Raw genomic sequence first — 25,109 nt, 5'->3', positions numbered from 1 at the left:
ATCTCCTCATCCCCGTAGGTGCACGCTTTGGGCGGCATCGGGACGTTTCTGTAGGTACACTTTTTCGGTGTTTACAAAGGCCTGCCCTAGCATCGCTACGGCATGATAAAACACAGCACTGGGTGCTTTAGCCATATCAACAAATAGCTGATCTGCCCAAGCACTAATATGTCGTTGAAAAAAAACAGCTTGACGCTCACGTGATGCACCCTGTTGAATCAACAGTCCCATCACTTCGAGCAAGGCTGAAATATGATCCTCTGGCTCCTTAACGGACGATTCCCGCTCAAAGCCAAGCAGGTTTAAATCATTGCGCAACTCAATCAAGGGGGCTTCCATCAAAGAGCCTGTCAAATACCAGGATGCAAAGGGCGTCAGCTCACCTTGCGAGATTCCGATAAAGAGCGTGACGTATTCATTTTCCAATTGATCGACCTGAGCACGCTCTGCTGCAAGCTTTAGCAATTGCCACGCTTGAGACATACGATTATGGGTGGACGCATCCACTTCAACCGATTTCAAAAAGTCCAAGAGTTCTGACGAGGGATGCGCTCGACACAGTGCCGCCAAGAGTGCATAGACATCGGCCCTGAGTGCATCGTCTTCTGTCATTTGCTGTTGCATCAAAATAGTGTCCACACATCAATCCTCAGAGTCTTAGTTGGGCTTCTGGATCCGCTGCCAATTCACGGTAACTGTCACGAACACGGCAGTCTTCGCACATATGTAGACGCTTTGCAGCGTCGCCCTGAAAATAAGGATGCGCTTCTAACTTTTGAGATATCTTTTTAATGGTGCTCTGAGTTGCGAAGGCTTTACCGCAACTGATGCAATGAAAAGGCTCTTCTTCTTTCATGACCCGAGGCTCACCTCGAATGCCTGCAGCGGGAGCAAAACGGGCTTCCAACTGAATGGCTTGTTCTGGACAAGCTCGCTCACAGAGTCCGCACTGAACACAATCACCTTCTAAAAAAGATAAACGTGGTGATTGATCTTTTCCGCTGTGCAAAGCCGAGGTCGGACAAATCGCAACACAGCTCATGCACAAGGTGCAGGCATCCACATCGACCTGCACTTGACCATATGGGCTTCCCATTGGCAGCGTAACAATGGCATCGTCTGCATCACCTTGCTCGTATAAGCGATCAAGCGCTTCATTCAACGTTTTGCGCTTACCTTGGTAAGGATAACTCGGCCCCTCAGGCATCCCTCGCCATGGCGCAACAGCGTCTTCTAACTCAGCAAGATCGGTATCTAGGAAGGCTACATCAACCAAGGACAATCGCTGCGCAGGATGGCCTAAGGCCGTCAATAAACGCCCGGTCAGTTTGATTTCATCTTTTAACAGGCGCTGCAAGCTCGGCGGTGTTTCTTCATCCACGGCAATCGCCACATAGGTCGCACCCTGTACCAACAAAGCTAACCAAAGCTCTGCACCAATACCTGCAGCTTCCTCTAGCGCAACAGGCAGAACATGCGTTGGTAGTGCCTCTAGGTCGATATCGGTATGCTCTGCATGAATCAAGATGGCAGGATGCTCTCCCCCTGCCTGACGATAGCTATCCAAATAATGCCGTAAACGGTCAAGCTGTGATTGCGGACGTGGCGCTGCAAAGGTTAACGCACCTGTCGGACATGCAGTGGTACAACTGCCCGCTCCATGACATAAATGCACATCGACACTGATTTGAAAGTCATGCGTATCTGTGCGGTTATGGCTGGTGATTGCATCGGCAGGACACACGTCCAAGCAACGAGTGCACCCCAGCTTACCTCGATCAGAATGGGCGCAGATATCATGATTGACTTGGACATATTCCGGTTTTTCAAATTCGCCAACTAAGGACGAAATCTCTTCAATGGCCTGAACAAGATGATCAGAATCGGCTGCAATGTGAAAATAACCAGGCGGCGACATTTCAGCGGCTAGGGTGGGCTCTGGATTTAAATCCAGCACCATGTCAAATGTATCTTTGCCCGTGTACAGCTTGGCCGGATTAACGATGTCACCCTGTGGGCTTTTAAGCTGAAGATGGTAGGAACCTAACCAACCCGTTAAAGACTCAAGCGGTAGGTATATTGGGGTAAGTTCAGGCACGGCCGCTAAGGCTTTTTCCAAATGCTCATCTGATTGGCTGCTTACTTGCCCCATCGCCAGTAAGGTGATGCTTTTCAAACCTGATAACTGAGCCGCTGCCAAGCGAATAAGGTCTTCTGGACCTAAGATTAAAAGATGTCCTTGGCTGGTATAGGTGATTAAGTTGTCTTGTAAGGTTAGCACAGGCGGCAAGGCATTGATCGCCTGCTGGCGCGCTCTCGCGTTGTCTTGCGAACTTGCCGTAAAGACCTTCATTGGAATTAAGCTGTTTGGTTTCATTGACACTCTCTCAGGCTCGCCTATATCGTTATTTTCAATAGCAATGGCGGTCGAGTTATTTAGTTATAGTGTTAAGATAGCAATTAAGAAGCCAAGATTTACGACCATAAAAGCACAAAATACTGACACGAAAGCCAGGCTTTATAGATCGAGAATCCACAACTGCATCATTTTGTCTCGCCTTGTTCATTTTTACTGTGCAAGACTGGCTCATCAAAGGCATCGACTTTCTGATCATCCACTCCCTCTTTTTCAAAAGAAACATCTTCAGAATCAACCACTTTATTATCCGAAAGTAGAACATCCCTCGCCTTTTCCATGGCTCATCCATGCGTTCTTGCGCCCAACCTCGGACGACCTCTCCAGGTTTCAAAATTAATTTAGTTGGATTTGAATAGTCCAAAGCGTAATCATCCAAAGGATCTCGTACATTGAACTCAGGCTGATGAAAAAACTGACGTAATGCCTTTTTCTTAAGTTCTGCTGAAACTCCACTCGAGAAAAACATCGACATATCGCTTTTGGATGTGATCGTAGATAAATCTGGCATATCAATATCCGTGAGTACAACCTCCTCACTCGGCAGCTCCTCAGACGAATGCGGAGAGCTTTCAGATTCCTCCACGTCTGTGATAACGACTGACGTATCGGATTCAATTGATGCATCCTCTATCGCAACAGAAGAGTCTAGCTCTGAAGCAGGAGATGAAGAGTCATCCAGCTCACGTCGTTTTAATCGAGACCAACGCGATAAAAAACCATCCGTCATGAGGAGGCTCCTTCTGATGAACTGGCTGTTCTTAAGCGCCGTTTATTGGCTTTTGGATCCTCAACCTCTCCGTGTTCAGCCATAAAGGCTTCCAACCACGCATGTATCGCTTCAGGTAATGGAATGCTTAACACTGGCTGGTTTGCATCCATATAATCGGCGGCAACATCTTGAGCACAGGTAAGCTTTCGAGGAAGAGACAGGTCAGATGACACCTCTTCACAAACAACAAAGAGCTTTGGCGTTTCCGCGCTTAAATTGAAACGATACGCAATGCGCTCATCACGAAAGAGCTGTAACCAAATCATGTGAGCATCGCTGCGCTGAGGATCTTTCGCATAAACTTCGGCTACAGACCACGTAATACACGGCCAACCTCTCGACAGTTTTTCATGTTTTTCCAACCGAACCCACAAAGGCCATGTATCTAATGTTGGATAACGAACAGACGGCTTCATGTCTTTCCCCTTTTTTAACGAAGTATAGATCACAGGCAAAGACTGTGCCGTGATGTCTAACAAGGATCAAATCAGGGCTACAGACAGTTTCCCTTCAAAAAAATAGGGTCAATAAATCACATTCCTTGTTTTACAATGGGACATTTTGACGCAACTTAAGCCCATTGGCTGCATAACAAGAAACCATACCCACCTAGCAAGGCCAACCCCTCGCCACCACTGGTATGATAGTTGCTTCACAACCTGCACCACGGGATTCAAATTAAGGAATACTCATGACCCTTGCGCACCGCCCCTTATTGACTCAAGCACGCGCACCGCTCACAACCCAAATCAGGGTGATGGATGAACAGGGCGAATGGAGAGATCAAGCCCTCGCCTGCGAACGCCCACTGACCCTCTACCTGAACAAGCGTGAAATTGTCACGCTCATGACCTTGGGCGAAAACCCGGAAGCCTTGGTGTTAGGCTACCTTCGCAATCAAAACCTTGTTGAACGCTTAGAAGATGTTATCGCGGTTCAAGTGGATTGGGACGTTTCTGCAGCGGTTGTTGTCACAACCCACACCCCCGATGATATTGATGAAACCCTCTCTAAACGAACCGTAACAACGGGTTGTGGCCAAGGCACTGTGTTTGGTAATCAAATGGCTCGCCTTGAGCAAATAACCCTATCGCCTTGGCCGATCAAACAATCTCAGATTTATCATTTATTGGATGTGCTCAACCAACATAATGAAACCTACAAGAATGCCGGAGCGGTTCACGGTTGCGGCGTTTGCTCAATCGAGGGGGACGTTCTCGCATTTTGTGAGGATATAGGGCGCCATAATGCGGTTGACACCCTCGCAGGTCATTTATGGCTGAATGCCATAGATGCATCTGACAAGCTGTTTTACACCACCGGACGACTCACCTCTGAAATGGTGATTAAAACCGCGCAAATGGGCATGAGTGTCCTCCTCTCTCGTTCAGGCGCAACAGAGATGGGACTCGAAATTGCACAGCAACTCGGAATTCTGATGTTAGCTAGGGCAAAAGGTCGGCATTTTCTCGTCTTTAGTGGCCAAGACCGCCTACTTCTTGATGACAAACCTACCGCCCAAGCTCGGTCAGAGAAAAAGGGGAAACGTGATGACTGAGCAGCACCCTTACCTGACGGTAAAAGAAGTCGCCCTTTATTTACACCTGAATGAGAAGAAAGTATACCAACTGGCAAGTGATGGCCATTTACCAGCGACCAAAGTGACGGGTAAATGGCTGTTTCCAAGAAAACTGGTAGATCAGTGGCTGCTAGAGTCTAGCCACCACGGCATTTTAAGTGACCGCTTACTCATCTCCGGCAGTGATGACCCCCTTCTTCAGGCAGGACTCCTGCGCATTATGCAGGCCCAGAAATACAAAGCACTCTACAGCTATATGCCTACGGGTACGCAAGCGGGCCTTAGCTTATTGTCACAAGGCTTAGTGGATGCCTGTGCGGTGCACTGGGGCAAAGCAGATGAAAGCCATCTAAGGCATCCCGCGCTTATTCGTCAATACACAGGATCAAGGCACTGGGTGTTAGTGCATTTATACAAGCGCCAACAAGGCTGATGCTCCGTGCAAATGACACTGAAACACTTCTAAGCGAACCCACACATTTACTGGAAAAACGCTGGGTCACCCGTCAAGAGGGGGCCGGATCCCAACGCTTTTTAAAAGACTGGCTAACACAACAGCGCTTAAACCCTGAGCATCTCAATATCAGCTCTCGAGCATTAACTGAACGTGAAGTCGCATCGGCGATTGCACGCAACCAGGCGGACATAGGGCCGGGCACCGAATCTGCCGCCATCGAAGCGGGCTTAACATTTATTCCGGTCTACCAAGAATCCTTTGAACTGGTTATTCCTCGACCGGTCTATTTTCGGAGCTTACTGCAAGCATTGTTTGAGTGGCTACAGAGTTCTGAAGGAAATCAGTGTGCACAGGGACTCAAAGGCTACGATTTACAACAGTGCGGTAAACTCATCTGGAATGGTGAAGTTTCCGAGTAATGAAACTGTGACAAATGTATTAAATTTGATGAATAAAAGTTAAAAATATTTATTTGTGCATTGCAACAAAAAGGCTTGACAGGTTCAGGCACCTCTCTATAATGGACTTCATTGTGCAGTGCAACATTGTTCTGCATAGACCTTCAATCTAGGAGAGACATTATGACTAACACTGTTGATTTTCAAAAGCCTGTAGAAGCTGTTAAAAGCCTGATCGCTCTGCAAACTGAAACCTTAACCAAAACGGTTGAGCTTCAGAAAAAAGCAGGTGAAGATCTGGTTGCGTTCTTCAAAGCCGAAGCTGAAAAAGCAAAAACGTTAAAAACTCCAGAAGACTTGATCAAGTTCAACACTGAAGCCAACACATCTTTGTTCAACCTGCTCAAATCTCAAGGCGAAGCTTCACTGCACTTGCAACTGAGTCTAGCAAGACTATCGTTGCTCAAGTTCAAAGCTTCGGCAAGTAAGAATTACGTAGATCTCTTGTCTTAGTCAACACACTTTGACAAGAGTCCGTAAAAAAGCCCCCGCTTTACTAAAACGGGGGCTTTTTACATTCAAACGTTGCTAAACGCATCGATTAAAGATGCCCGCCTCGTCCGATCGGAACACTAACGCGAATTAACGAACTTCAATTAACTCAACATCAAAAATAAGCGTGGAGTAAGGTGGGATTCCACCTGGAGAGCCCTGCTCGCCATAAGCCAAGTGGTAAGGCACATATAAGCGCCACTTCGCACCGGGATTCATCAACTGCAACGCTTCTGTCCAACCCTTGATCACACCTGTCACAGGGAACTCAATCGGCTGTCCGCGCTGATAGGAGCTATCAAACACCTGCCCATTAATAAATGTGCCATGGTAATGCGTTTTAACTGTCGACTCTCGTGTCGCCTTTTCTGCTTCTGCATCACCAGCTTCGAGGACTTCATACTGAAGACCTGAATCCAACACAACCACTTCATCACGTGTGCCATTGTCGATCAGGAACTGCTTTCCTTCCTCAACTAGAGCGGCAGTGCGAGCTTCTTCAGCTTCGCGCATACGGCGACTGATCTCAGTGAAGGCTTCTTGTATTTGCTCTGCGGTGATTTTAAGGTCTTGTCCAGTGAAGGCATCTTCTAAGCCTGCAATGACGGCAGCAAGTTCAACGTCTTCAAAACCATTACGAGCCAGTTGGTCACCCATCTGACGGCCAATACCATAACTGGCACGGGCTTCGACTGTTTCCAGTGAAATTGTGGTGGTCATAGTCTACTCTAGACTCTCTATCTAAGATTAATAATTGGATGCAAGAGAGTAGCACAAAGCAAAAGAAGAATATATTCGAGGCATCAGCACAACCCCTAAAGGTTCTGCATTAATACCGTCAAAGTGTATCCAACTGACCACATTCGTAGAGCCATTGCTGATAGACAAAGCCTGCTAACGTTAGGTGCGTATCTTCATCTAGGTCAGAAAATTCAAGCGAGTATCGAGTAATTTTAATGCCCACTTGTTCAGACTCCACCGCTCGACAAATCGACGCGGGCAACAATAAGACATGGTCCACTCCCGCCACTCGGATGCGAGCCGTGACAAACATCTTGTTTTTCAGTGGTAAAGCGCTGCTAATCACCTCAACAGAAGCCCCTTGCAAACTGATATCCGTACAAAGTGCTGGCCATTGTGAATTTGGCGCATCCTCCCCCGCATCAATCATAACTTTTAACGCCACAGGAACACGTGTGTGCTGACGCAAACGTTTGAGCGTCATCTCCTGAGGATACTCGATATGCCACAAGGGATAGGGCTGCTCTTGAATCTTCAACAATCGACTTGAAAAGCTACAAATCCGATTGGCACAAATCATTTTGATTAACAGCGCCGAGCCCTCAGCGATCTTTATCTTTTGCTGGCGAGGTGCACTCAGAATAACGCCTTTCCCTTCGTACAAACCGACAAAGCGTAAATTAAAACGGGCTTTGGGGTGCCGCACCTCCAATCGAACCGGATCACCAGGAACAGGCTTAAGCGAAGCAAGTGATGACACAACAGGCTGCACAGCGAATGGCGCTGATGATGAAGCGTCGATTAAAGATAATTCCGTTGAAGACATGTGTGCTCGTTATTCTAATACCACTCTAAAGCCTAGAGATTCTAAATAGGTTGCCTGCACTGGAGAGGAGACAACCAGCGTCAGGGTCGAAAATTCGCGACGAACCGGGTACAGCTTGCGCAACTGATCAAATGCAATAGCCTGCTCTGCAGCCTCTAAAAAAAGCGTTTGACGCAGTGCACGATCATCCCGATAGGGATCGTACAGCAGTCGCACAGGTAATAACATATCCGCCTGTGCTTCAAGCGCTAACGTACGGGCATCCGCAACAGGCAAATAGTGCTCTAGCGGCAAAGGCGGTGAAAAGCCGAGGGCATTTGCCACTGCCTGTCTGAGCATCCAGGTACCGCGAATTTTCCCATCGAGGCTGTAACCCGCAATATGCGGCGTGGCTATTCTAACATACGCAGCTAACTCAGGGAGCACGAGAGGTTCATGCTCCCAAACATCAAGAACAAGGGTCAAGTCGTTTGCGGCTTGCATTCTTCTCAATAAGGCTTGCTGATCGATGACAGGCCCTCTTCCTGCATTGAGCAAAATACTGCCCGCACGAATACGCTGGAGTGTTTTCTCATTAAGCAGATGCCATGTCGGATCCTCACCCGTTTGCGTCAAAGGCGTATGGCAACAGATGATATCGCAGCTCGCTAACAACGCATCCAGCGATACAAACGCCTCTTCCTCTTCTCTTCTTTGTCGAGGCGGATCTGAGAGTAAAGGTGATAGACCCAATGCACGAAGTCGACGCGCCAGACGCCCGGCCCACTTGACCAACGCCAATAATGCCAATGGTTTTTTCATGCAATGAGAAGGATTGCTCTGCCGCCAAGTGCAGCAAACAACTTAACACATACTCAACAACGGCATCCGCATTACAGCCCGGTGCACTGCTAAAGCCAATACCCAAGGCTTTTAAAGCGGCTTCATCAATATGATCAGTGCCAATCGTAGCGGTTCCAACAAACTTCACCGGCGTATTGGCCAGCAGTTCAGATGTTACTTGGGTAATTGATCGAACCAACAACACATCGGCCTCTACAAGATCGGCATGGGAGATGTGCCTACCCGGATAGGTTTTAATCTCACCCATATCCGCGAAAAGTGCATCTAATGCCGGTATATTCTCATCCGCCACAATTCTTAGCGTGTTAGGTGTCAATGCCTTCTCCAGATCTCTATAATACGGGCCGCATAAATTGCGAGACGACTTATTATAGAAGGTTATAGTGTCGGGGTCTCGCATATACAACCACCCTGTTAATGACTAGAAGAGAAACTGTGCTTTTACGCTGGCAAAACGATAATCAATATTTCACTATTCGCGTCTACCGTGACCTAATGGGTGATCTCATTCTCACGCAAAGTTGGGGCGACTGCTCCAGTGATGATAGTGAGTTTACGCATACGCTGCTGTCTTCATTTGAAGAGGCTGAAACTATTGTCGCTAAATGGCGTCTTATTTTGCTTAGGCGTGGTTTTTACGAACACCCTTCCGACAGCGAATGACTGCGACAATTCGTCACATCGCATAATCCTTTTAATTCAACTAGACTCTTTCCTATGCATGACCAAGACTCATCTAAACCCCGACAGATAACGCCCGTTTTATTTGTTTTTGCACTGGTGGTTATATTGGGGGGCTTAATATTTGGAGTGCCGTATTATCAAAACAGCCAACAAGAGCTTCGGGACAAGAGCACCGTTTTTTTAAACCCTTTGCCCTGTGACTTAAGCACGGGAGACTGTGTTGCCTTACGTGGAGATATCAGCATGCGCCTCAGCATAACGCCTCAGCCGCTTGCCTCTCTTCAGGCACTCACAGCTAGATTGACCCTAGAAGGCATCCAAGCAGAGGAAGCCCTACTGGAGCTAGAGGGTGTCGATATGTATATGGGGCTAAACCAAACTCGGCTCGATGCCATACCCTCTTCAAGGCATTGGCAGGGTGAAACGGAGTTGGCTGTTTGCACAACGGGCAGTATGCGCTGGCGTGCACGTGTCACATTTTTGGCCGATGGACAAATTTACACAAGTCATTTTGAATTTGATGCGCAATAGAGAACACCCAAAGCCTTGTCTTTAGACAACGCACGTTTGTTGGTTTAATTTCAGGACGTTCTATGAAAACAATTCGAGTTTTGCTTCTTTTGAGCCTAGTCACTTTATCCGGTGTTTTGTGGTATCTGTATCAACAACCTAAGCCCATTGAGCAACGAATTTCCTTTGGATCCGTGGGGGGCGACTTTACCCTGCAGTCAGCTGAAGGGCCTGTTTCTTTATCCGACTTTAAAGGAAAAGGAGTGGTGATTTACATCGGCTATACCTATTGCCCCGATGTTTGCCCCATGGCTCTCGCAATCTTAGGCCAAGCACTCAGAAACATGCCCGAAGAAGACCGAGAACAAATACAAGGTATTTTTATCAGTGTTGATCCCGAGCGTGACACGCTGGAGCATCTTGCAAATTACGCCAGTTTCTTTTCGCCACAACTCATAGGTGTCACAGGTTCTAAAGAAGACGTCGACAGTGTTGTACGCCAGTACGGTGCGTTTTACCGCAAGGTAGAGATGAAAGACTCAGCGATGGAATATGCCGTCGATCACTCCTCTCGTCTCTATTTAGTGAATCCAGACGGTCAACTTGAAGCAACGGTCACACACAATGTCGACCCTAACACACTGGTTCAAAACCTTAATAAACTGATTGGGAAATCTTAGGATCATTGATATGAAGAAACTACTCATTGCCTGTAGCCTGTTCACCTCTGCAAGCCTGTTCGCCTGTGAGGATTTACACATTGTTGATCCATACGCCCGAGCTATGCCACCGGGTCAACCCAATAGCGCCGCGTTTATGACGCTATCTAATCATGGCAAGACAGACGTTGCCATCGTATCCGCACAGTCAAGTGTGTCTGAGGTGACAGAGCTGCACACCCACACTGAAGTCGATGGCGTCATGCAAATGCGTCAAATTGCACAAATTGACATCCCTGCTGAAACAGATGTTCATCTAGAGCCGGGCGGCTTGCACGTCATGCTTATTGGTCTTAAAACAACCCTAACCGAAGGCGAAGAGATTGACCTTACCCTCAACCTCTCAGACGGAACCGAAAAACAATTAAGTATCCCAGTTCGACAAGTGATGCCAATGCGCTCAGCTGAGCATGGACATGGTCATAGCCACTCGCACAAACACAGTCATTGAGTGAATAGAATCTACAGCTGCAATGACATGCATCATGTGGCTGTAGATCAACTCTCACCGATTCAGGCTAACGTAAATCCGCTAAACGAAAACGTTCACGACACAGGTCGCGAGGCGTGTCATAAAACGCAGCCAATGCGTTACGAAAAATTTCCGTACGCATGGGTAACCCCTCCTCGCAGTAATGACACACTTGCTGATAAACCGAATGCTTAAACTCAGTATTATCCTTGAATTCTCCATTAAGGTTATCAGTACTCACCTGAAATCGATAACCCGCTGCGTCAGATAAAATCCACTCTGTTGCTTGGGGTTTAATTTCAACCTGCTCGAATAGAGCTTGCTGTGCTGCCGTTCGACCATCCGGCTCATACCAATAACCAAAATCCTCTAATAAACGGCGTTGCGGCCCAGCGATTAACCAATGAGAAATTTCATGCAATGCACTGCTAAAGAAACCATGCGCGAAGACTATTTCATGCAAATCCTGCCCTGGTTGGGCAGGTCTATACAGAGGCTCGATATCCCCTCTGACTAAACGCGTTTGATAGGTATCTTCAAAACAGTCTTTAAAGATCTGAATCAGATCGTCAACTCTGTGCTCCATCGTTAATTCAGTGCCTGCCAAGTGTTATCATTCAGCCACCAAGTACGACCATCTCGCTTATCAATTCGCACAGCTACAAACCCTTTTACATCTTGATCCGCTCGCTGCACCTGAACTTCAAAAATCGAGTTACGAAGCGTGCCACTTTCACCAATATCAATCCAAGCACCACGGTCAGCCAACCAAGCCTTTCCTGACTCGGCATGGTAGCGAATCAAAATCCAACCATTGCGGGTATACGCCGTTGAAATACGGTAAGCGCCCACAGCCGACCCCATATCTGGAGATTGCATGCTCAAAGCAGACAGTAGCTGCGCAACAGCCGAATCAATTTCTCGAACGGCTTGCTCGATATACTGCGCATTATCACTTTCAGCCTGCCCTGCCACAGAAGGGCCTAACGCACGGCTCTCCGTCAAAAGCTGCAAACGTGACATATTCAGCTGACCCTGCTCCAACGTCTGTTGGCTTAAAGAACGAATTTGAATCACTTGCTCTTGTAGCAACGTCAGTCGACCTGAAATTTGATCCAATTGCTGTTGCAACGTACCCGACATATCCCCTTGCCGGACTTCTATGGGTCCACCATTTCCAAGGCTAGCCGCTATCTCAGCACGCCCCTCAGAGCTATGAGGATCAACAACGTCAGCGCCACCCTCACCTGGACGCGTATTGGCTTCGTTACAACCCACCAGCAGATAAGACATGAACGACACGATAAGCAATTTTTTTAACATGATACTAAGACCTGATTCGGTTTGAATAACGTATTTTCTCGCACTGAGAGACTAAATGCATATATCATTTGAGTATAAAAAATATTTATTTTATTCTTTTAAGAAGCAATCAACCTGTGCTAATTTTACACTTGCTGAATAACTAACAATTAAGGCTGGACATACCATGATTTCAGGCTACCTGTCTTGCACTCGAGGCTCACTCATTGGGCTGCTCTCCGGTGCAACTTTACTCTTAGCAATCAATGCTCAGGCATCAGACCTTCCAGAGAGACAAGTCTCATTAATGTCGAGTTCCTGTGCCAATTGCCACGGTACAGATGGCCAGTTAGCGGGTGCCATCCCGGCAATAGCAGGCCGCCCCGCCAGTGTACTCGAAGCCCAACTTTTAGCTTTTAAACAGGATTTGCAACCGAATACAACGGTGATGAACCGAATCGCTAAAGGTTACACGGATGAAGAACTGAAATCACTGGCGAACTACTTTGCCAACGTTAAAAGAAAGTAAGGGTAACTGACTATGAGCAACAAGAATACGAGTTTTTCTACGTCGCGCCGTCGCCTGTTAAAAGGGCTGGGCATGGTTGGTTTACTTCCTGCTATTCCCACCATCGCGGCCAGCACCTCTGGTCACGCAGGGCATGTCATTGTCGTTGGTGGTGGATTTGGGGGTGCAACGGCTGCAAAATACATTAAGCGTGGGAACCCAAAGATAGACGTCACGTTGATCGAGCCCAACTCCACCTTTTATACCTGCCCATTTTCAAATTTGGTCTTGGCTGGTGAGCGCAGTCTTGACTCAATTGGTCACAACTACGATGAGCTCAAAAATGTCTTTGGTGTGAAGGTCATTCACGCATTTGCTGAAGACATTGACGGTGTCGCACACAAAGTAACACTCTCCACTGGAGAGGTTTTAAGTTATGACCGCTTACTCTTATCACCGGGCATTGATATGCGCTGGAACGCGATAGAAGGCTATGATCAAGCGGCATCTGAAAAAGCGCCTCACGCATGGAAAGCGGGCAATCAAACTCTTCTGCTTCGCAAGCAGTTAGAAGAAATGGAAGACGGCGGCACTTTTGTCATGTCAGTTCCTGCCGACCCCTTTCGCTGCCCACCGGGGCCTTACGAGCGCGCAAGCTTGGTGGCTCACTATTTGAAACACCATAAACCACGCTCAAAAATACTCATTTTGGACTCGAAAGATAGCTTCTCAAAACAAGGGTTGTTTACAAACGCTTGGAAAGAGATTTACGGTGACATGATTGAGTGGGTAGGCGTTTCTGGCGATGGTCGTGTCGTCCGTGTTGATGCCGATAAGCGTGAAGTTGAAACTGAATTTGGCACCCTACACTCAGCCTCAGCCTTGAACATTATTCCGCCACAAAAAGCAGGCTTTATTGCTGACCGTGCAGGTGTTACAAATGAGAGCGGTTGGGTTCCGGTAAATCCCAATACCTTCGAATCACAGCAAGTCGCTGATATTTACGTGGTGGGTGATGCAACCATAGCAGCCCCTATGCCAAAATCGGGATTCGCTGCGAATACTCAAGGCAAGGTTGCTGCAGCGGCAATCGTTGCTTCTTTGGCAGGCATTACGGCACCGGATCCATATTGGGCCAACACCTGCTACAGCCTTGTAAATCCTGATTATGGCATCTCTGTTGCGGGGGTTTATAAGGTTGAAGACAATCAAATCATTACGGTACCCGGCTCTGGCGGATTGAGTGCTGCAGATGCGAGCTCAGAAATACGTCAAGCCGAAGCGGCTTATGCCGTTGGCTGGTATGAAGCCATTACTCAAGACACTTGGGGGACTAAATACTAACCTTATGGACGCCTTCTTTAGTGACCATGAACAAGCCGTCCTAATCCTTGGGGCACTGTTAGGCATTGCCTACGGTGCCGTTGGGCAGTGGAGCCGCTTCTGCTTATACCGTGGTATAGAGCAACGCTTTACAAAGACAGATACAGGGAAGCTTCATAGCTTTGCCTTAGCCATGGCTTGTGCACTGCTGTTAAGCCAAGTATTGGTCGAACTCACTGGGATTCAGTTTAGCCAAACACATTATTTCCAAAGCAATCCTTCAATACCGCTTCTTATCCTTGGTGGAGTGATGTTCGGGATTGGCATGCAATTAGCCAATGCGTGCGGTGCGCGTTCATTGGTGCTGTTAGGCAGTGGCAATCTGCGTTCTCTGCTTGTTCTCTTATGCATAGGGTTAAGTGCGTACATGGTGATGTCAGGTGTATTTGCTAACCTTCGCATAGGGTTAGAAAACCTTACTCGCATTTCGCTTCCAAGCGCTTCAGTGCCCGATGCACTTGCCAGAACGGGCCTTTCCTCTTCAGTGTCTCGCTGGAGTGCAACGCTTATTATCGCTGCTGGATTACTGATGTACGCATCACGATCAGAGACTTTACGTGCAACACCCAGTAACTGGCTGGGTGCCGTGATCATTGGCATTTTGATTAGCGCGGGTTGGTGGATCACAGGCGTTGTCGGTGCAGATGACTTTGATCCTATCAGGCTTAGCTCATTAACCTTCGTTGCCCCCATTGGCGAATCTTTACAGTATTTAATGCTCGCATCGGGAATGAATTTAAGCTTTGCAAGCGTTGTTGTGCTCGGCGTCATTCTAGGCAGTTTTGGGCGAGCGTTACTCAGTCGAGAATTCCAATGGCAAGCCTATGACAGCGTCGGCCAAATGCAAAAAGGCATTGTGGGTGGGGTTCTAATGGGAACAGGAGGCGTTCTATCCTTAGGGTGCACACTAGGGCAAGGTCTCAGTGGTTTTTCAACACTTGCATTCACCAGCCTAATCGCTTTACCCTCGATCATTTTCGGAGCGTACATATCCTTACGCGTCTTTAAATCATACTAAAGGAGAATTCATGAGTGTAAGACGTCTCTTGGCCGCATTCGCACTTGTTAGCTGCTTACCCGCAACTGCACAAACGGCCAGCGATTGGCAACGCCTTGCCCCTCTGGCGCAAACCGTTAAGGCTGAAGAGGTATTATCCAAGGGTATTGATCTAACGCTACCCTTAGTGGCTGAGAATGGTGCCGCGGTTCCTTTACGTGTGAATTTCGATACTTCGCAACTCGCCGAAAGTGAATTTATTCGCTCTATTCGTGTTTTTTCAAGCGGTAACCCGAACTCCGAAGTGATTGATTTTCACTTTGAAGCTCCCTTCAGCCGAGTTGAGCTATCGACACGCATTCGCTTAAGTGAATCGCAAACAGTATTTGTCTTAGCGGAAAGTAACCAAGGACGTCAGTGGTTGAATCAACGCGACGTAAGAGTCACTGTAAGTGGTTGCTTAATGACAGGAGATGACTCGGTAGAGGCTGCCGCTATGAGCACTCCTCGAATTGCATTGCCGAGAAACACTCGACCTGGTGAAGCGGCAGAAGTCAGAACGCTTATTAATCATCCGATGGAAACTGGCTTTCGAGAAACGGCTGCGGGTGACGTCATTCCTCAGCAACTCGTTGAGTCACTGACCATTGAACACAATAACCAACCCATCCTGCTTGTTAAATTCCATACAGGCACATCAGCAAATCCCTTTGTCAGTGTTTTCTTAGATGAAACTGACAATCTTCTCTTCAGATGGGAAGACCAGCGAGGTGAGCGCGTGGAGGAAAAACCTTAACGAACTATCGGGACCTGTGACTTCGTGCCTTAACACTGAGTCACAGGCCATCTCGAATGTGAGTTTTACAAATTACTCAGCGTCTTTTTCTTCAGTCAGTTCACGCACCGACTCAACAATTGCTGACGCTTTTTCTGCAACAGCTTCTTCTGCCTGTTCAGCCAGCTCAGCTGCGGCTTCAGCGTTTTCGGTAGCGACTGCTTGTAAAGCATCAATCGCGCTTTGCGCGTCGGCTTTTAACTCCTCAACCGCTTCCTCTACTTGTGCTTGCCCTGCTTCAACGGCTTCACTAACGGCTTCTGAAACCTCTTCGACACGAGTTTCAATCGATTCAATGGTTTCTTCAATCAACACCTCAGCCTCTGAAGCAGACTCTTCAACGGCGTCTACCGCTTCAACCACTTCTGAGGCCGTTTCCTCAACTGCTTCAGGAGCTGCCTCTTCAACCACCTCTGGAGCCGTCTCTTGCTCAGCCTGAGACGTAGCGGGTGGAGGCGTAACGGGTGCCGCAGGCTCTTCTTTCTTATCACAGGCGGCCAAGCCTAATGAGGCCGCTAATACAAACGCTAAAGTCATGGGGGATTTCATACAGTACGGACTCCATTTTGTACAACATTATAAATACGCTGCAAGCTTATCATACCGCAACGCAACATGAAAAAAAGAATTATTATCGATTAATATCAACACAGGCTTAAGCACCTGATTGAGATCAACATATTTTTACGCGTTTGGCAATTCTACATGAGAATCAGGAAAGTTTAGCTATTTACACTTGAGCCATTGTCATAGATGATCTGATCTATAACTCACGCTGACTTTGAGTGGTATTTCTATGAGCAACCCGAAGCATACGATTTTTTGGATGACGACTTTCTTAGCCATCGTCGGTGCCGTTTGTGCCTTAATTTTTGCTCCATTGCAAACCGTTTTCATGGCAAACTGGGTGTTTAACCTTCTCATTTTCGTAGTGCTATTGGTGGGTATTGTCATCACCTATCGCCAAGTATTCATGCTGTTCCCCGAGATTCGTTGGGTGGCTCAGTTTAGAACCGGACGAACAGGCCTTTCTATTTTACGGGAACCCAGATTGCTCAAGCCCTTAGCGAGACAGCTCGGTGAAGACTCCAAACGAGATCGTTTTTCGCTATCAAGCATGTCATTGCGAACCGTCTTAGATGGTATTCGCACACGCCTTGACGAACAACGCGAAATTACTCGCTATTTTATAGGTCTATTGGTGTTCTTAGGCTTACTCGGCACCTTTTGGGGCTTGCTGGGTACCATTTCCTCTGTCGGACACGTCATCATGAGCCTGGATATGCAGCAACGAGACTTCGCCGAGGTCTTTACAGCTCTGCAAAGTGGTTTGTTAAAACCCCTTGAAGGTATGGGAACTGCCTTTAGTTCATCCTTGCTAGGCTTAGGAGGATCCTTGGTTTTAGGCTTTCTTGATATTCAAGCGGGCCATGCTCAAAACCGTTTTTACGACGGCTTAGAGGAGTGGTTAACAGGCGTCACCAATCTGGTTGAAAAAGCACGTTTTCACGGTGACCCTAATGATCCCGATGCAATTCCTGATGACAAAGCACACTTAGATGTTCTTCTGGAGATAGACCGATTAAGGCAAGAAAATCTCAAGCTTGCGACTGAGCTAGCACGCAAACAGTCATAATAGGCCAAGGAGACTTTACTATGCTGAGTTCGGGACGTCGCAGTCGAAGTAGCATCAATATTTGGCCGGGGTATGTCGATGCCTTGTCGGCCTTACTCATGCTCGTCATTTTCATGCTCATGATCTACATGGTCACACAGCTTTACTTATCTCAAACACTCTCTAACCGAGACACAGAGCTTGCCAGTCTAAACGATCATTTAAGCGAAATTACGCGACTGCTCGGTGTTGAAGAGGAACGCACGCTTCGATTATCCGCAGAGCTTGAGGCCCTCCAATCCGAATATGAACGTAGCCTATCACGCGAAGCCACTTTAGAATCGGTTTTAGAAAGCTTAGTGACTGAGCTGAATAATGCTGAAACACAACTCACCGTCAGTCAAGCCGAAATTCTAGATTTACAGGCATCACTCGAAGCAGAAAGACTGCAGAAAGAAGCTCTTGAGCGTTTGCAGCAAGACGCATTATCAGCCTTACAAACATCGAGCGACACTATCGCTGCTCATCAAGCGCACATCAGTGTATTAGAAACCCGCTTAAGCGCTGCGCAACAAGAAGCCGAAGACTTACAACAACAGCTGATCACTCAGCAACATCAGCTTGTTGAACTCAAAAGCACTTTAGAGGATGAGCAGTCTGCTCTGGCACAAGTACGTGCTGAACTTCTCCTAAGCCAAACCGAGATGCAAAACCAAACCCTTGCCTTAGCAAGCACGCAACATCAGATCCAAACACTGACTCAACGGCTGACGTCAACAGATGATAACTTAAGGGACGAGCGTCGCTTAACCGCAAATCAAGAGGCATCTATTCGACGCTTAACCCACCGAATTGCCCTATTACAGCAGCAACTGCAACAAATCAGCAATGCCTTGCGCTTGCAGCTTTCATTAAATGAAGAGAAAGACACCGAGATTGCGGGGCTTGGGACACAAATTAATCGGCTTCTGGCTGAGCGAGTCAATGAGCTAGAGCGCTATCAGTCCGTATTCTTTGGTCGATTACGCGAGGCACTGGCAAGCCATGCAAATATCCGCATTGTCGGAGATCGTTTCTTGCTGCCATCCGAATTATTCTTCGAATCAGGTTCTGCTCAAATTGGTGCGGCAGGGCAAGTAGAGCTCAACACGCTCGCCTCACTTTTGCTGGACGTTGCAGAAGATATTCCATCGGATATTGACTGGATTGTTCGAATCGATGGGCATACGGACCGAGTTCCTATCAACACCCCACTTTTCCCCAGCAATTGGGAGCTTTCAACGGCACGCGCCGTTTCAGTCGTGCGATATCTAATCGACCAAGGTATTCCTCCTCATCGCCTAGCAGCAACAGGATTTGGTGAGTTTTACCCTGTCGATACCGGACAATCTGCACAGGCATTTCAGCGCAATCGACGTATCGAAATAAAACTCACTGACCGGTAGGTAATTGCTTAGTTCTGCATTCGTTGCTATTGAACTGGTGGCCATTCTTATGGAAACCTCCCAGCGTTGAAAGCCGAGAGGTGTGTCGATGGCAAGTAAGCGTTTTTTTGTGAATACATCAATATGACCTACCGTTTAACAGGGCTGATACTCATAGAGGAGCAAGGCTCATTCTATTAACTACCCGTTTCACACCTCACTTTGCGAAGCACCTGAGGTGATTTGACCACCGCCTGAGGTGCGACAGCCAACATACGCGATAGGTTTACCGTCATCCAAAGCATGGGCGGCACCCTGAACGATCACGCAACCACATGAAACTCTGTCTCCTACACGCGCCACAGGACTGCCTTCAACAATTGAATTACCACCACTAACGATAGTCCCTCTTCCGTGGCCTTTTCTAGGACAAATATGTGAATCCCCAACACGCGCAATGGCTGGCATTTTTCATTCCTCTTATTAATCATCGTCTCACCCCTGCAATCACAACTCTGTGACGCGCTTACGTCGTCCATGACTCGCTCAACTGCCGCCGTCCTGGCGGCAGACGGTCACAGTGCAGTAATTACAGGGCCTCGGGTAAACTCCGCAGTTGCTTCTAGGCCAAGATCAAGGCTATTCAATCCTACGTATCAACAATCCTTGATCACCCTTGACCGACCTCTTCAGACAGATTACATAATATCGGCTGAAATTCCTCTAAAGCACAATCGCAGCAACCATCAAAACACCCTCTTCATTCATATAAAATACAAAGCGAGAAAACGTCGTGTGCGTTGCTCCCGGGCGTTCCCACTGTATTGGGTCGGGCAACAGACGAACGACACGACCATCGGCCATAAACTGTAAATGGTCTAACTCAAGCGGCGTTTCTAATTGATCAAAATGCAAGGGTTGAAGTATGCGACCATCTTCGAGTACTTTAACAAACGCTTGCCGTGAGTTGGCACTGCGAATAAAGTCATCTGCCGAATTGCCCATGTTCAAGGAAATGGCCGCGTTTTTCCAACCCGGTTCCATGATCCTGCGCATACCACCAAAGTCGCCATTCTCTATCAGCTTGTGAATATAACGATAGGCGTCGCGAACTTCTCTGCGCAGCTTGGGTGTGTCTTCCAATACAACCGCTTCGTCCAACCAATGGAAGCGTGGGAAACGGTCAGATATTCTGAATTCGGCGATTAAGTGTTGGCTAGGAATCGGTGATTCAAGGCCATGATTCACCCAGACATGATTACTTTTTAACTTTAACTCACCCGTGGTCTGCATATGCGGTTGACGATAAACAGGATCAGTATCAAATATCGTTTTTTCGTTACTGACAATTTGCCCTGCTTCCATATCATAGCGTGCATCCACTAGTGTAATCCGCTCTCTTTCCCGGGTTTTTAAATGAACGGACTCAATGGAAATGTGAATAAAGAAATTTTCATGCGGCTCTACGATCAAATTTCCTTCATCATCTCTACCTTTTAGCGGACTAAAATTATAGGTGACTGTATTAACACCAGACTGCATTAGATGATTAATCGGAAGATTAAAATTTTCTGGACGTATACGATGTTCTTTTTTTGTCGTTATTCCATTAATAAATACATCGTATACTGCACCTCTAGAGTGCACAATGACATAATAATTTCGATCAATCACATAATCCGATGCACGTGCCATCTGAGTTCCTTTTACATTCCATATCATTAACGTCACTGCAAGCAGCAGCACGCCACCCACAACCCAAGCCATAGGTTTTGTTTTCACTCACTACCTCCTCAAAAAAATTGAAACTCTGTCCATTCCGGCTATTGCCATTAATCGGATTGACTGACGGCGCCAGTATTTGATGAACTCCTAAACTATTCGGATTTTTTAAATCATGGTAATCCTTTGTGATCTCACGCAGGAGGTTATCTAATGCAACTTGGTTATCCACTTCATAAGGATGCAGCCTTACTCTGTTTTCTAAACGTTCCAGCTCTTCTCGCTGCGCAATTGGTTTGGGCAAGTCGTAGGTCCTTAACACATACTTCGCTTCTTCTACACTTAGCCTAGGGGGCTGCGAGGACCCACTGGCTCTTCGTTCCAGATCCTCGGCTTCTAAACGGGCGGCTGTACGATCCGACTCTGCATTGTTGGCGTCTACCTCATCAAAAATCGTTTGTGTGGTTTTGACAATATCAACCTGTGCTGTATCCTCCAGATCAACACCATCCCCCGCTTTCACGGCGGTGTCTCTTTGGAACACCTCCGCATAGACATTCACCTCGGCCACGAGTCCTTCAAAATAACTTCTGGACTCCCATTTGCTGGTATCATCTGAGTTTTGACGCACTTCGGTGCACCAAGCGGTGTGGAGGGAGCCGTTGGCTCCGACTTTCGCACTAACGCCCCACACTTTGCCTTCTACGTGAAAACGCAGTTCGGCTTTGCCCATCACTTTTAACTGGCCCGATAGCGTTGATTTCTGCCAGAGCCCTTTCACACTCGTGTCATCTCCGTTCGCATGAAGCGTGAAGCTTGCGTTAGGGTGTATTTTTAGATTCACGTTACTGTCTGCGGCCAAGATGATGTTGGCCTGCAAATCACCATTTACACGTTCGCCATTGGCGATGGCTGTTCGCGTTTTCCTGATTGTGCTCGCGGCTGCGGGCATAAACATTTGTGCCGCGGTATCCAGAACATCGATCGTCCCCGTCACACCTGCTTTTAAAGTGGCATTGACCTCGCCAAAGTTCAGTAGCAAATCGGGAGTTCTCGACTTTGCTTGTAACTCTATACCAATGAATCCCAGCCGCACGGAGGTGCTAAGCGTCACACGGTTTCCGTGGGTAACGTTTGAGCCTGTGGTGTTTGATGACGTCCCTTTCCTTTGGGTGTCTGACACTTGATCCACTAATTGTTTTAGCAATCCAAACACACCGGGGGCTTTCTGCTCATTAGATGAGTGGCCGCCGGATGAGTCAGCAGATGAATAGACCGACTCCTTCGCTTCGCCCTTGTATTCTTGTTTAAGATTGCCGTAGATATAGGTGAGTGCGGATTTTGCACCGTACTCAATTTTCAGTGGCGCTGTTGTACTGAGACTGAACAGAAGGCTAACTTCTGCGGAGCCCTCAAGCTTGATTTGAGGAAGCGGAATGACTTCAAAGGTTTTTGTTGAGGGTGGATGATTGACGCACATACGAGGCGTGATACGAGTGGTATCCGAGCCTGATAACTGGCGGTGAAAGGTCACAATCGTATCCAGAATCATCAGTGCCGTCAGCACATCCTTGGGTATCCAGTTTACAAATGCCAAATAAGCTTTACCTGGCATCGCGACTTTGGATTCAAAGCTGTAGTCCGTTTTGGTTTCAGTCCCCTCTTGGTTTTGAACCGAAAGGCTGACTCGCTGAGGATCGGGTTGCTTACAGTCTTGACCACACAGAAACTTTCGATAGCTAACCTTGACGTTGGCAAATAACGCGCCTACATCACTTGCATCGCTGCCTTCCACTTGATCGGCAATCACCAATAGACGCGAGCTAGGGTTTGGATTGACATCCGTTTCTGCAAAGGGCCATTGGATGTATCGCGACGAATCCTTCGCATCTTGAATTTTACCATTAAACTCGCAGCACTGATTGGCAGACTCACAGGGCACGCACGCTGTATCAAGTGGCATGTCATGAAGGTACAGTCGTGGTCCTCGCACAGGAGCTTGAGGTGTTGTTTTTTGCTCATTCATTGTCTACGTCCTGCTTCTCTTAAATGGGAACGTCCATCTATTGCAAGGGGGGCGGCTGTTTTTATCGATTGCAACCAAGCGTACAGGTGCTGCAACCCTTGTGACTGGGGATCGTTGAGTAACACTGCCGCATCAGGACTATTTTCTGGAAAGTTATGACCTAACCAGAGGAAACAATCAGCCAGTACGGTCATTTCATTCTGTGTTGTAAAGCGATACTTGGATGCATTTTGATAGGCGAGTTGAGCGGCATCCACGTAGTTATAAGCCGGAAATTGCTCATCATAGGCTTGGAAAAGTGCAACAGCTAAATTTAAGACACTCCGTTGATTAAGCAAATGAATGAACATTTGGTATTCTTTAGGATTTACTTTAAAGCTCTGGTTAGAATTATGCTGCGCCAAGTCAGGTACATTTTCTAGTGCGAGTTTAATAAACCGAGTGGGTGAAGATGCTCTCTTGCCTAACTCTTCAGTCGCTATACTTGACGATGCAGGTAGCTGCATTTGAAACGTGAGGGGGACATAAAAGGACTCAATTCCGCTGTAAAACTGTGAGAGCTTTTGGATATTAAGAGCGCTCACCATATCCAGCAGTACTCTTGGATCGTAAAAACGAAAGTAAACTGGCGCATTCGGATTGACTGGCGTCCAAAGCATAGTGAAGTGGCGAAAATGATCACGCAGTTGACGCATCTCCTGTTCGCTGTGGAAAAAAATGACCGCATGGGTATTGGGATCTCTCTGCAACAACAGGCTCTGTATTTCTGAGTCAGATTCAACACAAATCAACCAAGGCGCACTGCGTTGCGAGTCTGGATCAGCCGTACTGTAAAGACAGATATGATGTGGCGCATAATCTGCCAAGATAGATTGAATTTCAGGCCAATTCGCACCATCAACCAATGCCCATAAACGAGAGGTTTTGATTGACTGGATCACTGGCCAAGTGGTTTCGGATATTGAAATACACGGTTTGTTATTCACATCCTGTTGAAAGGCGTCCATTGATATTCTGTCCTTAGTCATTGCTTAAGTCGTTTTGGGGCAATGTGATACAAAGGGAGATCCTGCCCCCGCGGCGACTTCCAATATTTCAGGTATCGACGGTATAGCCGCTGTACCTGGGGATGCTGAGCCCACATTAATACTGGGTGCTATGTTGATACCTCCAGATGTGATCACAATCGAAGCACCACCTGACACCAAGGTAATTTTGCTGGCATCAAGTACGATTTCCCCCGATACTTTATACGTCATATCGCCGCCGACTTTACTGTGCTGGCTGCCTCCGAGCGTGACTCCCTGATTGCCGTCTATTTTTTCGGTTAGGTTGCCGATGATGGTGGTATGTTGATTTTGATCAACTTTTTCAATGCGATCCTGTGCAACAGCTAAATAGGAGTTATTTCCAATCGTCGCCGTGTCATCGTATTCAACACGTTTGTGGTGTGAGTTTTGTACTTGAACTTCCATGTTCTTTTGAGCATGAATATAGATAAATTCATTACCAGCCTCATCCTCAAACGAAAACTCATTAAACCCTTTACCCTTATGGCTTTTACTGCGAATAGTGGAGCGGGTTTTATTGGCAGGCAGGCTGTTCGGCGGCATCTGCTCAGCATTGTACACTCGCCCGGTAATAATCGGACGATCCGGGTTACCGTCGTAAAAGTCGACGATGACTTCTTGGCCTATGCGCGGGATGTAGATCGAGCCCCAGTTTTTACCGGCCCATTGGTGACTGACACGCACCCAACAAGAGCTGTTTTCGTTGTTTTGACCGTAGCGGTCCCAAGGAAACTGGATTTTGACACGGCCGTATTCGTCGGTGTAAATCTCTTCGCCTTCAGGGCCGACCACCTTGGCATGTTGTGGGCCGAGCATTTTTGGCCAGCCGGTTTTAAGCGGTGGGCGGTAGACACGCGAAGCAGGCATGCAGACAAATTCGTTTTCGTAACCTCGGCTTTCTTCATCACGGCTGGTGTAGCTGTAGTCTTCAGCTCGGTGCTGAACGCTGACCAACAAGTAGGTGTCGAGTTCTTGGGCGGCGTCATCATGGCGCACTAATTCAAACTGATGGCCACTGCGAAAACTGCGGCAGTGGCTTTTGCCAAAGACTTGATCATGCAGGGCTTCGTTGTGCTCGGTGCGCAGGCGAATCAGTGGTTCACCCAAGAGTTTGCTCTTGTAACGGCCCGGATAAGTAAATTGCTCGAAACGCTCAACGCCCGGCACGTCCATCATGGCTTTGTCAAAGGTTTCCATGCGATCCGAAGGCTTGGTGAAGTCATAGTCACGCTGGGCAAGACGCCCTGTGCGAAACTCG

The 25,109-nt window shown here is 47.6% G+C and carries 29 protein-coding genes and 1 pseudogene; 14 read left to right on the top strand and 16 right to left on the bottom strand.

The window, feature by feature from the left end; all coding sequences use genetic code 11:
• Positions 1-6: 6 nt before the first annotated feature.
• Genes D791_RS14500 through D791_RS14485 form a run of 4 tightly spaced genes read right to left on the bottom strand, consistent with a single transcriptional unit; the run spans position 7 to position 3,604 of the window.
• Positions 7-639 (bottom strand): TorD/DmsD family molecular chaperone, encoded by a 633-nt coding sequence (locus tag D791_RS14500; protein ID WP_051514564.1) that lies wholly within the window; start codon positions 637-639, stop codon positions 7-9.
• A 10-nt stretch (positions 640-649) separates the two neighbouring features.
• Positions 650-2,377: a 4Fe-4S dicluster domain-containing protein gene (locus D791_RS14495; RefSeq protein WP_051514563.1), complete on the bottom strand. Its 1,728-nt coding sequence runs from the start codon at positions 2,375-2,377 to the stop codon at positions 650-652.
• 55 nt (positions 2,378-2,432) lie between these two features.
• Complete coding sequence (locus D791_RS14490; RefSeq protein WP_036513114.1) at positions 2,433-3,146, bottom strand: DUF3306 domain-containing protein; 714 nt, start codon at positions 3,144-3,146, stop codon at positions 2,433-2,435.
• Positions 3,143-3,604, bottom strand: coding sequence for a DUF3305 domain-containing protein (locus D791_RS14485; RefSeq protein ID WP_051514562.1), 462 nt, complete (start codon positions 3,602-3,604; stop codon positions 3,143-3,145). Before D791_RS14485 ends, D791_RS14490 begins: the two co-directional genes overlap by 4 nt.
• 275 nt (positions 3,605-3,879) lie before the next feature.
• On the opposite strand from D791_RS14485, the gene D791_RS14480 reads away from it, so the two are divergent.
• The 4 genes from D791_RS14480 (at position 3,880) to D791_RS14470 (ending at position 6,135) form a co-directional block, all read left to right on the top strand.
• Positions 3,880-4,746, top strand: coding sequence for a formate dehydrogenase accessory sulfurtransferase FdhD (locus tag D791_RS14480; RefSeq protein ID WP_036513112.1), 867 nt, complete (start codon positions 3,880-3,882; stop codon positions 4,744-4,746).
• On the top strand, positions 4,739-5,200 hold the full coding sequence (locus tag D791_RS21530) for a helix-turn-helix domain-containing protein (protein ID WP_272944852.1): 462 nt from the start codon (positions 4,739-4,741) through the stop codon (positions 5,198-5,200). Before D791_RS14480 ends, D791_RS21530 begins: the two co-directional genes overlap by 8 nt.
• Positions 5,200-5,643 carry a substrate-binding domain-containing protein gene (locus D791_RS21525; RefSeq protein WP_272944851.1) on the top strand — a complete coding sequence of 148 codons (444 nt, stop codon included), beginning with the start codon at positions 5,200-5,202 and terminating at the stop codon, positions 5,641-5,643. The genes D791_RS21530 and D791_RS21525 overlap by 1 nt, the downstream gene beginning before the upstream one ends.
• A 162-nt stretch (positions 5,644-5,805) precedes the next feature.
• A complete protein-coding gene (locus D791_RS14470; protein ID WP_237748661.1) occupies positions 5,806-6,135 on the top strand; it encodes a hypothetical protein in 330 nt (109 codons plus the stop codon).
• A gap of 129 nt (positions 6,136-6,264) precedes the next feature.
• On the opposite strand, the gene D791_RS14465 is transcribed toward D791_RS14470, so the two are convergent.
• The 4 genes and pseudogenes from D791_RS14465 to D791_RS21100 form a co-directional block, all read right to left on the bottom strand.
• Positions 6,265-6,894 (bottom strand): BamJ family beta-barrel-assembly machinery protein, encoded by a 630-nt coding sequence (locus D791_RS14465; RefSeq protein ID WP_036513111.1) that lies wholly within the window; start codon positions 6,892-6,894, stop codon positions 6,265-6,267.
• 118 nt (positions 6,895-7,012) lie between these two features.
• Complete coding sequence (locus D791_RS14460) at positions 7,013-7,741, bottom strand: flagellar brake protein (protein WP_051514561.1); 729 nt, start codon at positions 7,739-7,741, stop codon at positions 7,013-7,015.
• 9 nt (positions 7,742-7,750) lie between these two features.
• Entirely contained in the window at positions 7,751-8,542 is a 792-nt protein-coding gene (locus D791_RS14455) for a DUF3410 domain-containing protein (protein ID WP_237748660.1), read from the bottom strand.
• Positions 8,481-8,831: pseudogene (locus D791_RS21100) on the bottom strand (erythronate-4-phosphate dehydrogenase); the annotation flags it as partial. The pseudogene D791_RS21100 and the gene D791_RS14455, both read right to left, overlap by 62 nt.
• Before the next feature lie 188 nt (positions 8,832-9,019).
• Here D791_RS21100 and D791_RS14450 point away from each other — a divergent pair.
• The 4 genes from D791_RS14450 to D791_RS14435 all read left to right on the top strand — a co-directional run bounded on the left by D791_RS14450 (position 9,020) and on the right by D791_RS14435 (position 10,948).
• On the top strand, positions 9,020-9,247 hold the full coding sequence (locus D791_RS14450) for a hypothetical protein (protein ID WP_036513109.1): 228 nt from the start codon (positions 9,020-9,022) through the stop codon (positions 9,245-9,247).
• Between the two features lie 264 nt (positions 9,248-9,511).
• A complete protein-coding gene (locus D791_RS20085) occupies positions 9,512-9,799 on the top strand; it encodes a hypothetical protein (protein WP_157682395.1) in 288 nt (95 codons plus the stop codon).
• Between the two features lie 62 nt (positions 9,800-9,861).
• Positions 9,862-10,458 carry an SCO family protein gene (locus D791_RS14440; protein WP_036513105.1) on the top strand — a complete coding sequence of 199 codons (597 nt, stop codon included), beginning with the start codon at positions 9,862-9,864 and terminating at the stop codon, positions 10,456-10,458.
• 10 nt (positions 10,459-10,468) lie between these two features.
• Positions 10,469-10,948: a copper chaperone PCu(A)C gene (locus tag D791_RS14435; RefSeq protein ID WP_051514560.1), complete on the top strand. Its 480-nt coding sequence runs from the start codon at positions 10,469-10,471 to the stop codon at positions 10,946-10,948.
• A 67-nt stretch (positions 10,949-11,015) separates the two neighbouring features.
• Here D791_RS14435 and D791_RS14430 read toward each other — a convergent pair whose 3' ends face one another.
• Together D791_RS14430 and D791_RS14425 are read right to left on the bottom strand one after the other, a co-directional pair.
• Complete coding sequence (locus D791_RS14430) at positions 11,016-11,576, bottom strand: elongation factor P hydroxylase (RefSeq protein WP_237748659.1); 561 nt, start codon at positions 11,574-11,576, stop codon at positions 11,016-11,018.
• On the bottom strand, positions 11,558-12,292 hold the full coding sequence (locus D791_RS14425; RefSeq protein WP_036513101.1) for a hypothetical protein: 735 nt from the start codon (positions 12,290-12,292) through the stop codon (positions 11,558-11,560). The genes D791_RS14430 and D791_RS14425 overlap by 19 nt, the downstream gene beginning before the upstream one ends.
• A gap of 166 nt (positions 12,293-12,458) precedes the next feature.
• Here D791_RS14425 and D791_RS14420 point away from each other — a divergent pair, with 166 nt between their 5' ends.
• The 4 genes from D791_RS14420 to D791_RS19175 are packed head-to-tail and all read left to right on the top strand — an operon-like array spanning position 12,459 to position 15,955.
• Positions 12,459-12,800 (top strand): c-type cytochrome, encoded by a 342-nt coding sequence (locus D791_RS14420; RefSeq protein ID WP_051514559.1) that lies wholly within the window; start codon positions 12,459-12,461, stop codon positions 12,798-12,800.
• A 12-nt stretch (positions 12,801-12,812) separates the two neighbouring features.
• Complete coding sequence (locus tag D791_RS14415) at positions 12,813-14,123, top strand: NAD(P)/FAD-dependent oxidoreductase (RefSeq protein WP_036513099.1); 1,311 nt, start codon at positions 12,813-12,815, stop codon at positions 14,121-14,123.
• Complete coding sequence (locus D791_RS14410) at positions 14,032-15,180, top strand: YeeE/YedE family protein (protein WP_081763889.1); 1,149 nt, start codon at positions 14,032-14,034, stop codon at positions 15,178-15,180. Before D791_RS14415 ends, D791_RS14410 begins: the two co-directional genes overlap by 92 nt.
• A gap of 10 nt (positions 15,181-15,190) precedes the next feature.
• Positions 15,191-15,955 carry a thiosulfate oxidation carrier protein SoxY gene (locus tag D791_RS19175; RefSeq protein WP_051514558.1) on the top strand — a complete coding sequence of 255 codons (765 nt, stop codon included), beginning with the start codon at positions 15,191-15,193 and terminating at the stop codon, positions 15,953-15,955.
• Positions 15,956-16,027: 72 nt separating this feature from the next.
• On the opposite strand, the gene D791_RS19170 is transcribed toward D791_RS19175, so the two are convergent.
• On the bottom strand, positions 16,028-16,543 hold the full coding sequence (locus tag D791_RS19170) for a hypothetical protein (protein ID WP_051514557.1): 516 nt from the start codon (positions 16,541-16,543) through the stop codon (positions 16,028-16,030).
• A 247-nt stretch (positions 16,544-16,790) separates the two neighbouring features.
• Between D791_RS19170 and D791_RS14390 the strand changes: the two genes are divergently transcribed.
• The gene (locus tag D791_RS14390; protein ID WP_036513095.1) at positions 16,791-17,630 is read left to right on the top strand and encodes a hypothetical protein; all 840 of its coding nucleotides are present in this window, start codon (positions 16,791-16,793) and stop codon (positions 17,628-17,630) included.
• Positions 17,631-17,650: 20 nt separating this feature from the next.
• Entirely contained in the window at positions 17,651-19,054 is a 1,404-nt protein-coding gene (locus D791_RS20440) for a peptidoglycan-binding protein (protein ID WP_036513092.1), read from the top strand.
• Between the two features lie 189 nt (positions 19,055-19,243).
• On the opposite strand, the gene D791_RS14380 is transcribed toward D791_RS20440, so the two are convergent.
• From D791_RS14380 to D791_RS14360, 5 genes are all read right to left on the bottom strand, one after another.
• Complete coding sequence (locus D791_RS14380; RefSeq protein WP_036513090.1) at positions 19,244-19,501, bottom strand: PAAR domain-containing protein; 258 nt, start codon at positions 19,499-19,501, stop codon at positions 19,244-19,246.
• Positions 19,502-19,756: 255 nt separating this feature from the next.
• On the bottom strand, positions 19,757-20,815 hold the full coding sequence (locus D791_RS14375; RefSeq protein ID WP_157682393.1) for a hypothetical protein: 1,059 nt from the start codon (positions 20,813-20,815) through the stop codon (positions 19,757-19,759).
• A complete protein-coding gene (locus D791_RS14370; protein WP_036513086.1) occupies positions 20,700-22,781 on the bottom strand; it encodes a hypothetical protein in 2,082 nt (693 codons plus the stop codon). Before D791_RS14370 ends, D791_RS14375 begins: the two co-directional genes overlap by 116 nt.
• Complete coding sequence (locus D791_RS19165) at positions 22,778-23,788, bottom strand: DUF4123 domain-containing protein (protein WP_051514556.1); 1,011 nt, start codon at positions 23,786-23,788, stop codon at positions 22,778-22,780. The genes D791_RS14370 and D791_RS19165 overlap by 4 nt, the downstream gene beginning before the upstream one ends.
• A gap of 24 nt (positions 23,789-23,812) precedes the next feature.
• On the bottom strand, positions 23,813-25,109 hold a 1,297-nt coding region (locus D791_RS14360), incomplete at its 5' end, for a type VI secretion system Vgr family protein (protein WP_157682391.1).

Source organism: Nitrincola nitratireducens, from assembly GCF_000585235.1.
In the GTDB taxonomy this organism is placed as follows: domain Bacteria; phylum Pseudomonadota; class Gammaproteobacteria; order Pseudomonadales; family Balneatricaceae; genus Nitrincola; species Nitrincola alkalisediminis.
This window is presented reverse-complemented; position numbering and strand designations above follow the sequence as displayed.

Coding starts and splice junctions, on each gene's coding strand:
- D791_RS14425 (WP_036513101.1), bottom strand. CDS start 12,292: ATGTTAAAAAAATTGCTTATCGTGTCGTTCATGTCTTATCTGCTGGTG.
- D791_RS14455 (WP_237748660.1), bottom strand. CDS start 8,542: ATGAAAAAACCATTGGCATTATTGGCGTTGGTCAAGTGGGCCGGGCGT.
- D791_RS14485 (WP_051514562.1), bottom strand. CDS start 3,604: ATGAAGCCGTCTGTTCGTTATCCAACATTAGATACATGGCCTTTGTGG.
- D791_RS20440 (WP_036513092.1), top strand. CDS start 17,651: ATGCTGAGTTCGGGACGTCGCAGTCGAAGTAGCATCAATATTTGGCCG.
- D791_RS14390 (WP_036513095.1), top strand. CDS start 16,791: ATGAGCAACCCGAAGCATACGATTTTTTGGATGACGACTTTCTTAGCC.
- D791_RS14440 (WP_036513105.1), top strand. CDS start 9,862: ATGAAAACAATTCGAGTTTTGCTTCTTTTGAGCCTAGTCACTTTATCC.
- D791_RS21530 (WP_272944852.1), top strand. CDS start 4,739: ATGACTGAGCAGCACCCTTACCTGACGGTAAAAGAAGTCGCCCTTTAT.
- D791_RS19165 (WP_051514556.1), bottom strand. CDS start 23,788: ATGGACGCCTTTCAACAGGATGTGAATAACAAACCGTGTATTTCAATA.
- D791_RS14420 (WP_051514559.1), top strand. CDS start 12,459: ATGATTTCAGGCTACCTGTCTTGCACTCGAGGCTCACTCATTGGGCTG.
- D791_RS20085 (WP_157682395.1), top strand. CDS start 9,512: ATGCGCCTCAGCATAACGCCTCAGCCGCTTGCCTCTCTTCAGGCACTC.
- D791_RS14470 (WP_237748661.1), top strand. CDS start 5,806: ATGACTAACACTGTTGATTTTCAAAAGCCTGTAGAAGCTGTTAAAAGC.
- D791_RS14380 (WP_036513090.1), bottom strand. CDS start 19,501: ATGCCAGCCATTGCGCGTGTTGGGGATTCACATATTTGTCCTAGAAAA.
- D791_RS14460 (WP_051514561.1), bottom strand. CDS start 7,741: ATGTCTTCAACGGAATTATCTTTAATCGACGCTTCATCATCAGCGCCA.
- D791_RS14490 (WP_036513114.1), bottom strand. CDS start 3,146: ATGACGGATGGTTTTTTATCGCGTTGGTCTCGATTAAAACGACGTGAG.
- D791_RS14370 (WP_036513086.1), bottom strand. CDS start 22,781: ATGAATGAGCAAAAAACAACACCTCAAGCTCCTGTGCGAGGACCACGA.
- D791_RS14410 (WP_081763889.1), top strand. CDS start 14,032: ATGCGAGCTCAGAAATACGTCAAGCCGAAGCGGCTTATGCCGTTGGCT.
- D791_RS19170 (WP_051514557.1), bottom strand. CDS start 16,543: ATGAAATCCCCCATGACTTTAGCGTTTGTATTAGCGGCCTCATTAGGC.
- D791_RS14415 (WP_036513099.1), top strand. CDS start 12,813: ATGAGCAACAAGAATACGAGTTTTTCTACGTCGCGCCGTCGCCTGTTA.
- D791_RS19175 (WP_051514558.1), top strand. CDS start 15,191: ATGAGTGTAAGACGTCTCTTGGCCGCATTCGCACTTGTTAGCTGCTTA.
- D791_RS14480 (WP_036513112.1), top strand. CDS start 3,880: ATGACCCTTGCGCACCGCCCCTTATTGACTCAAGCACGCGCACCGCTC.
- D791_RS14435 (WP_051514560.1), top strand. CDS start 10,469: ATGAAGAAACTACTCATTGCCTGTAGCCTGTTCACCTCTGCAAGCCTG.
- D791_RS21525 (WP_272944851.1), top strand. CDS start 5,200: ATGCTCCGTGCAAATGACACTGAAACACTTCTAAGCGAACCCACACAT.
- D791_RS14495 (WP_051514563.1), bottom strand. CDS start 2,377: ATGAAACCAAACAGCTTAATTCCAATGAAGGTCTTTACGGCAAGTTCG.
- D791_RS14465 (WP_036513111.1), bottom strand. CDS start 6,894: ATGACCACCACAATTTCACTGGAAACAGTCGAAGCCCGTGCCAGTTAT.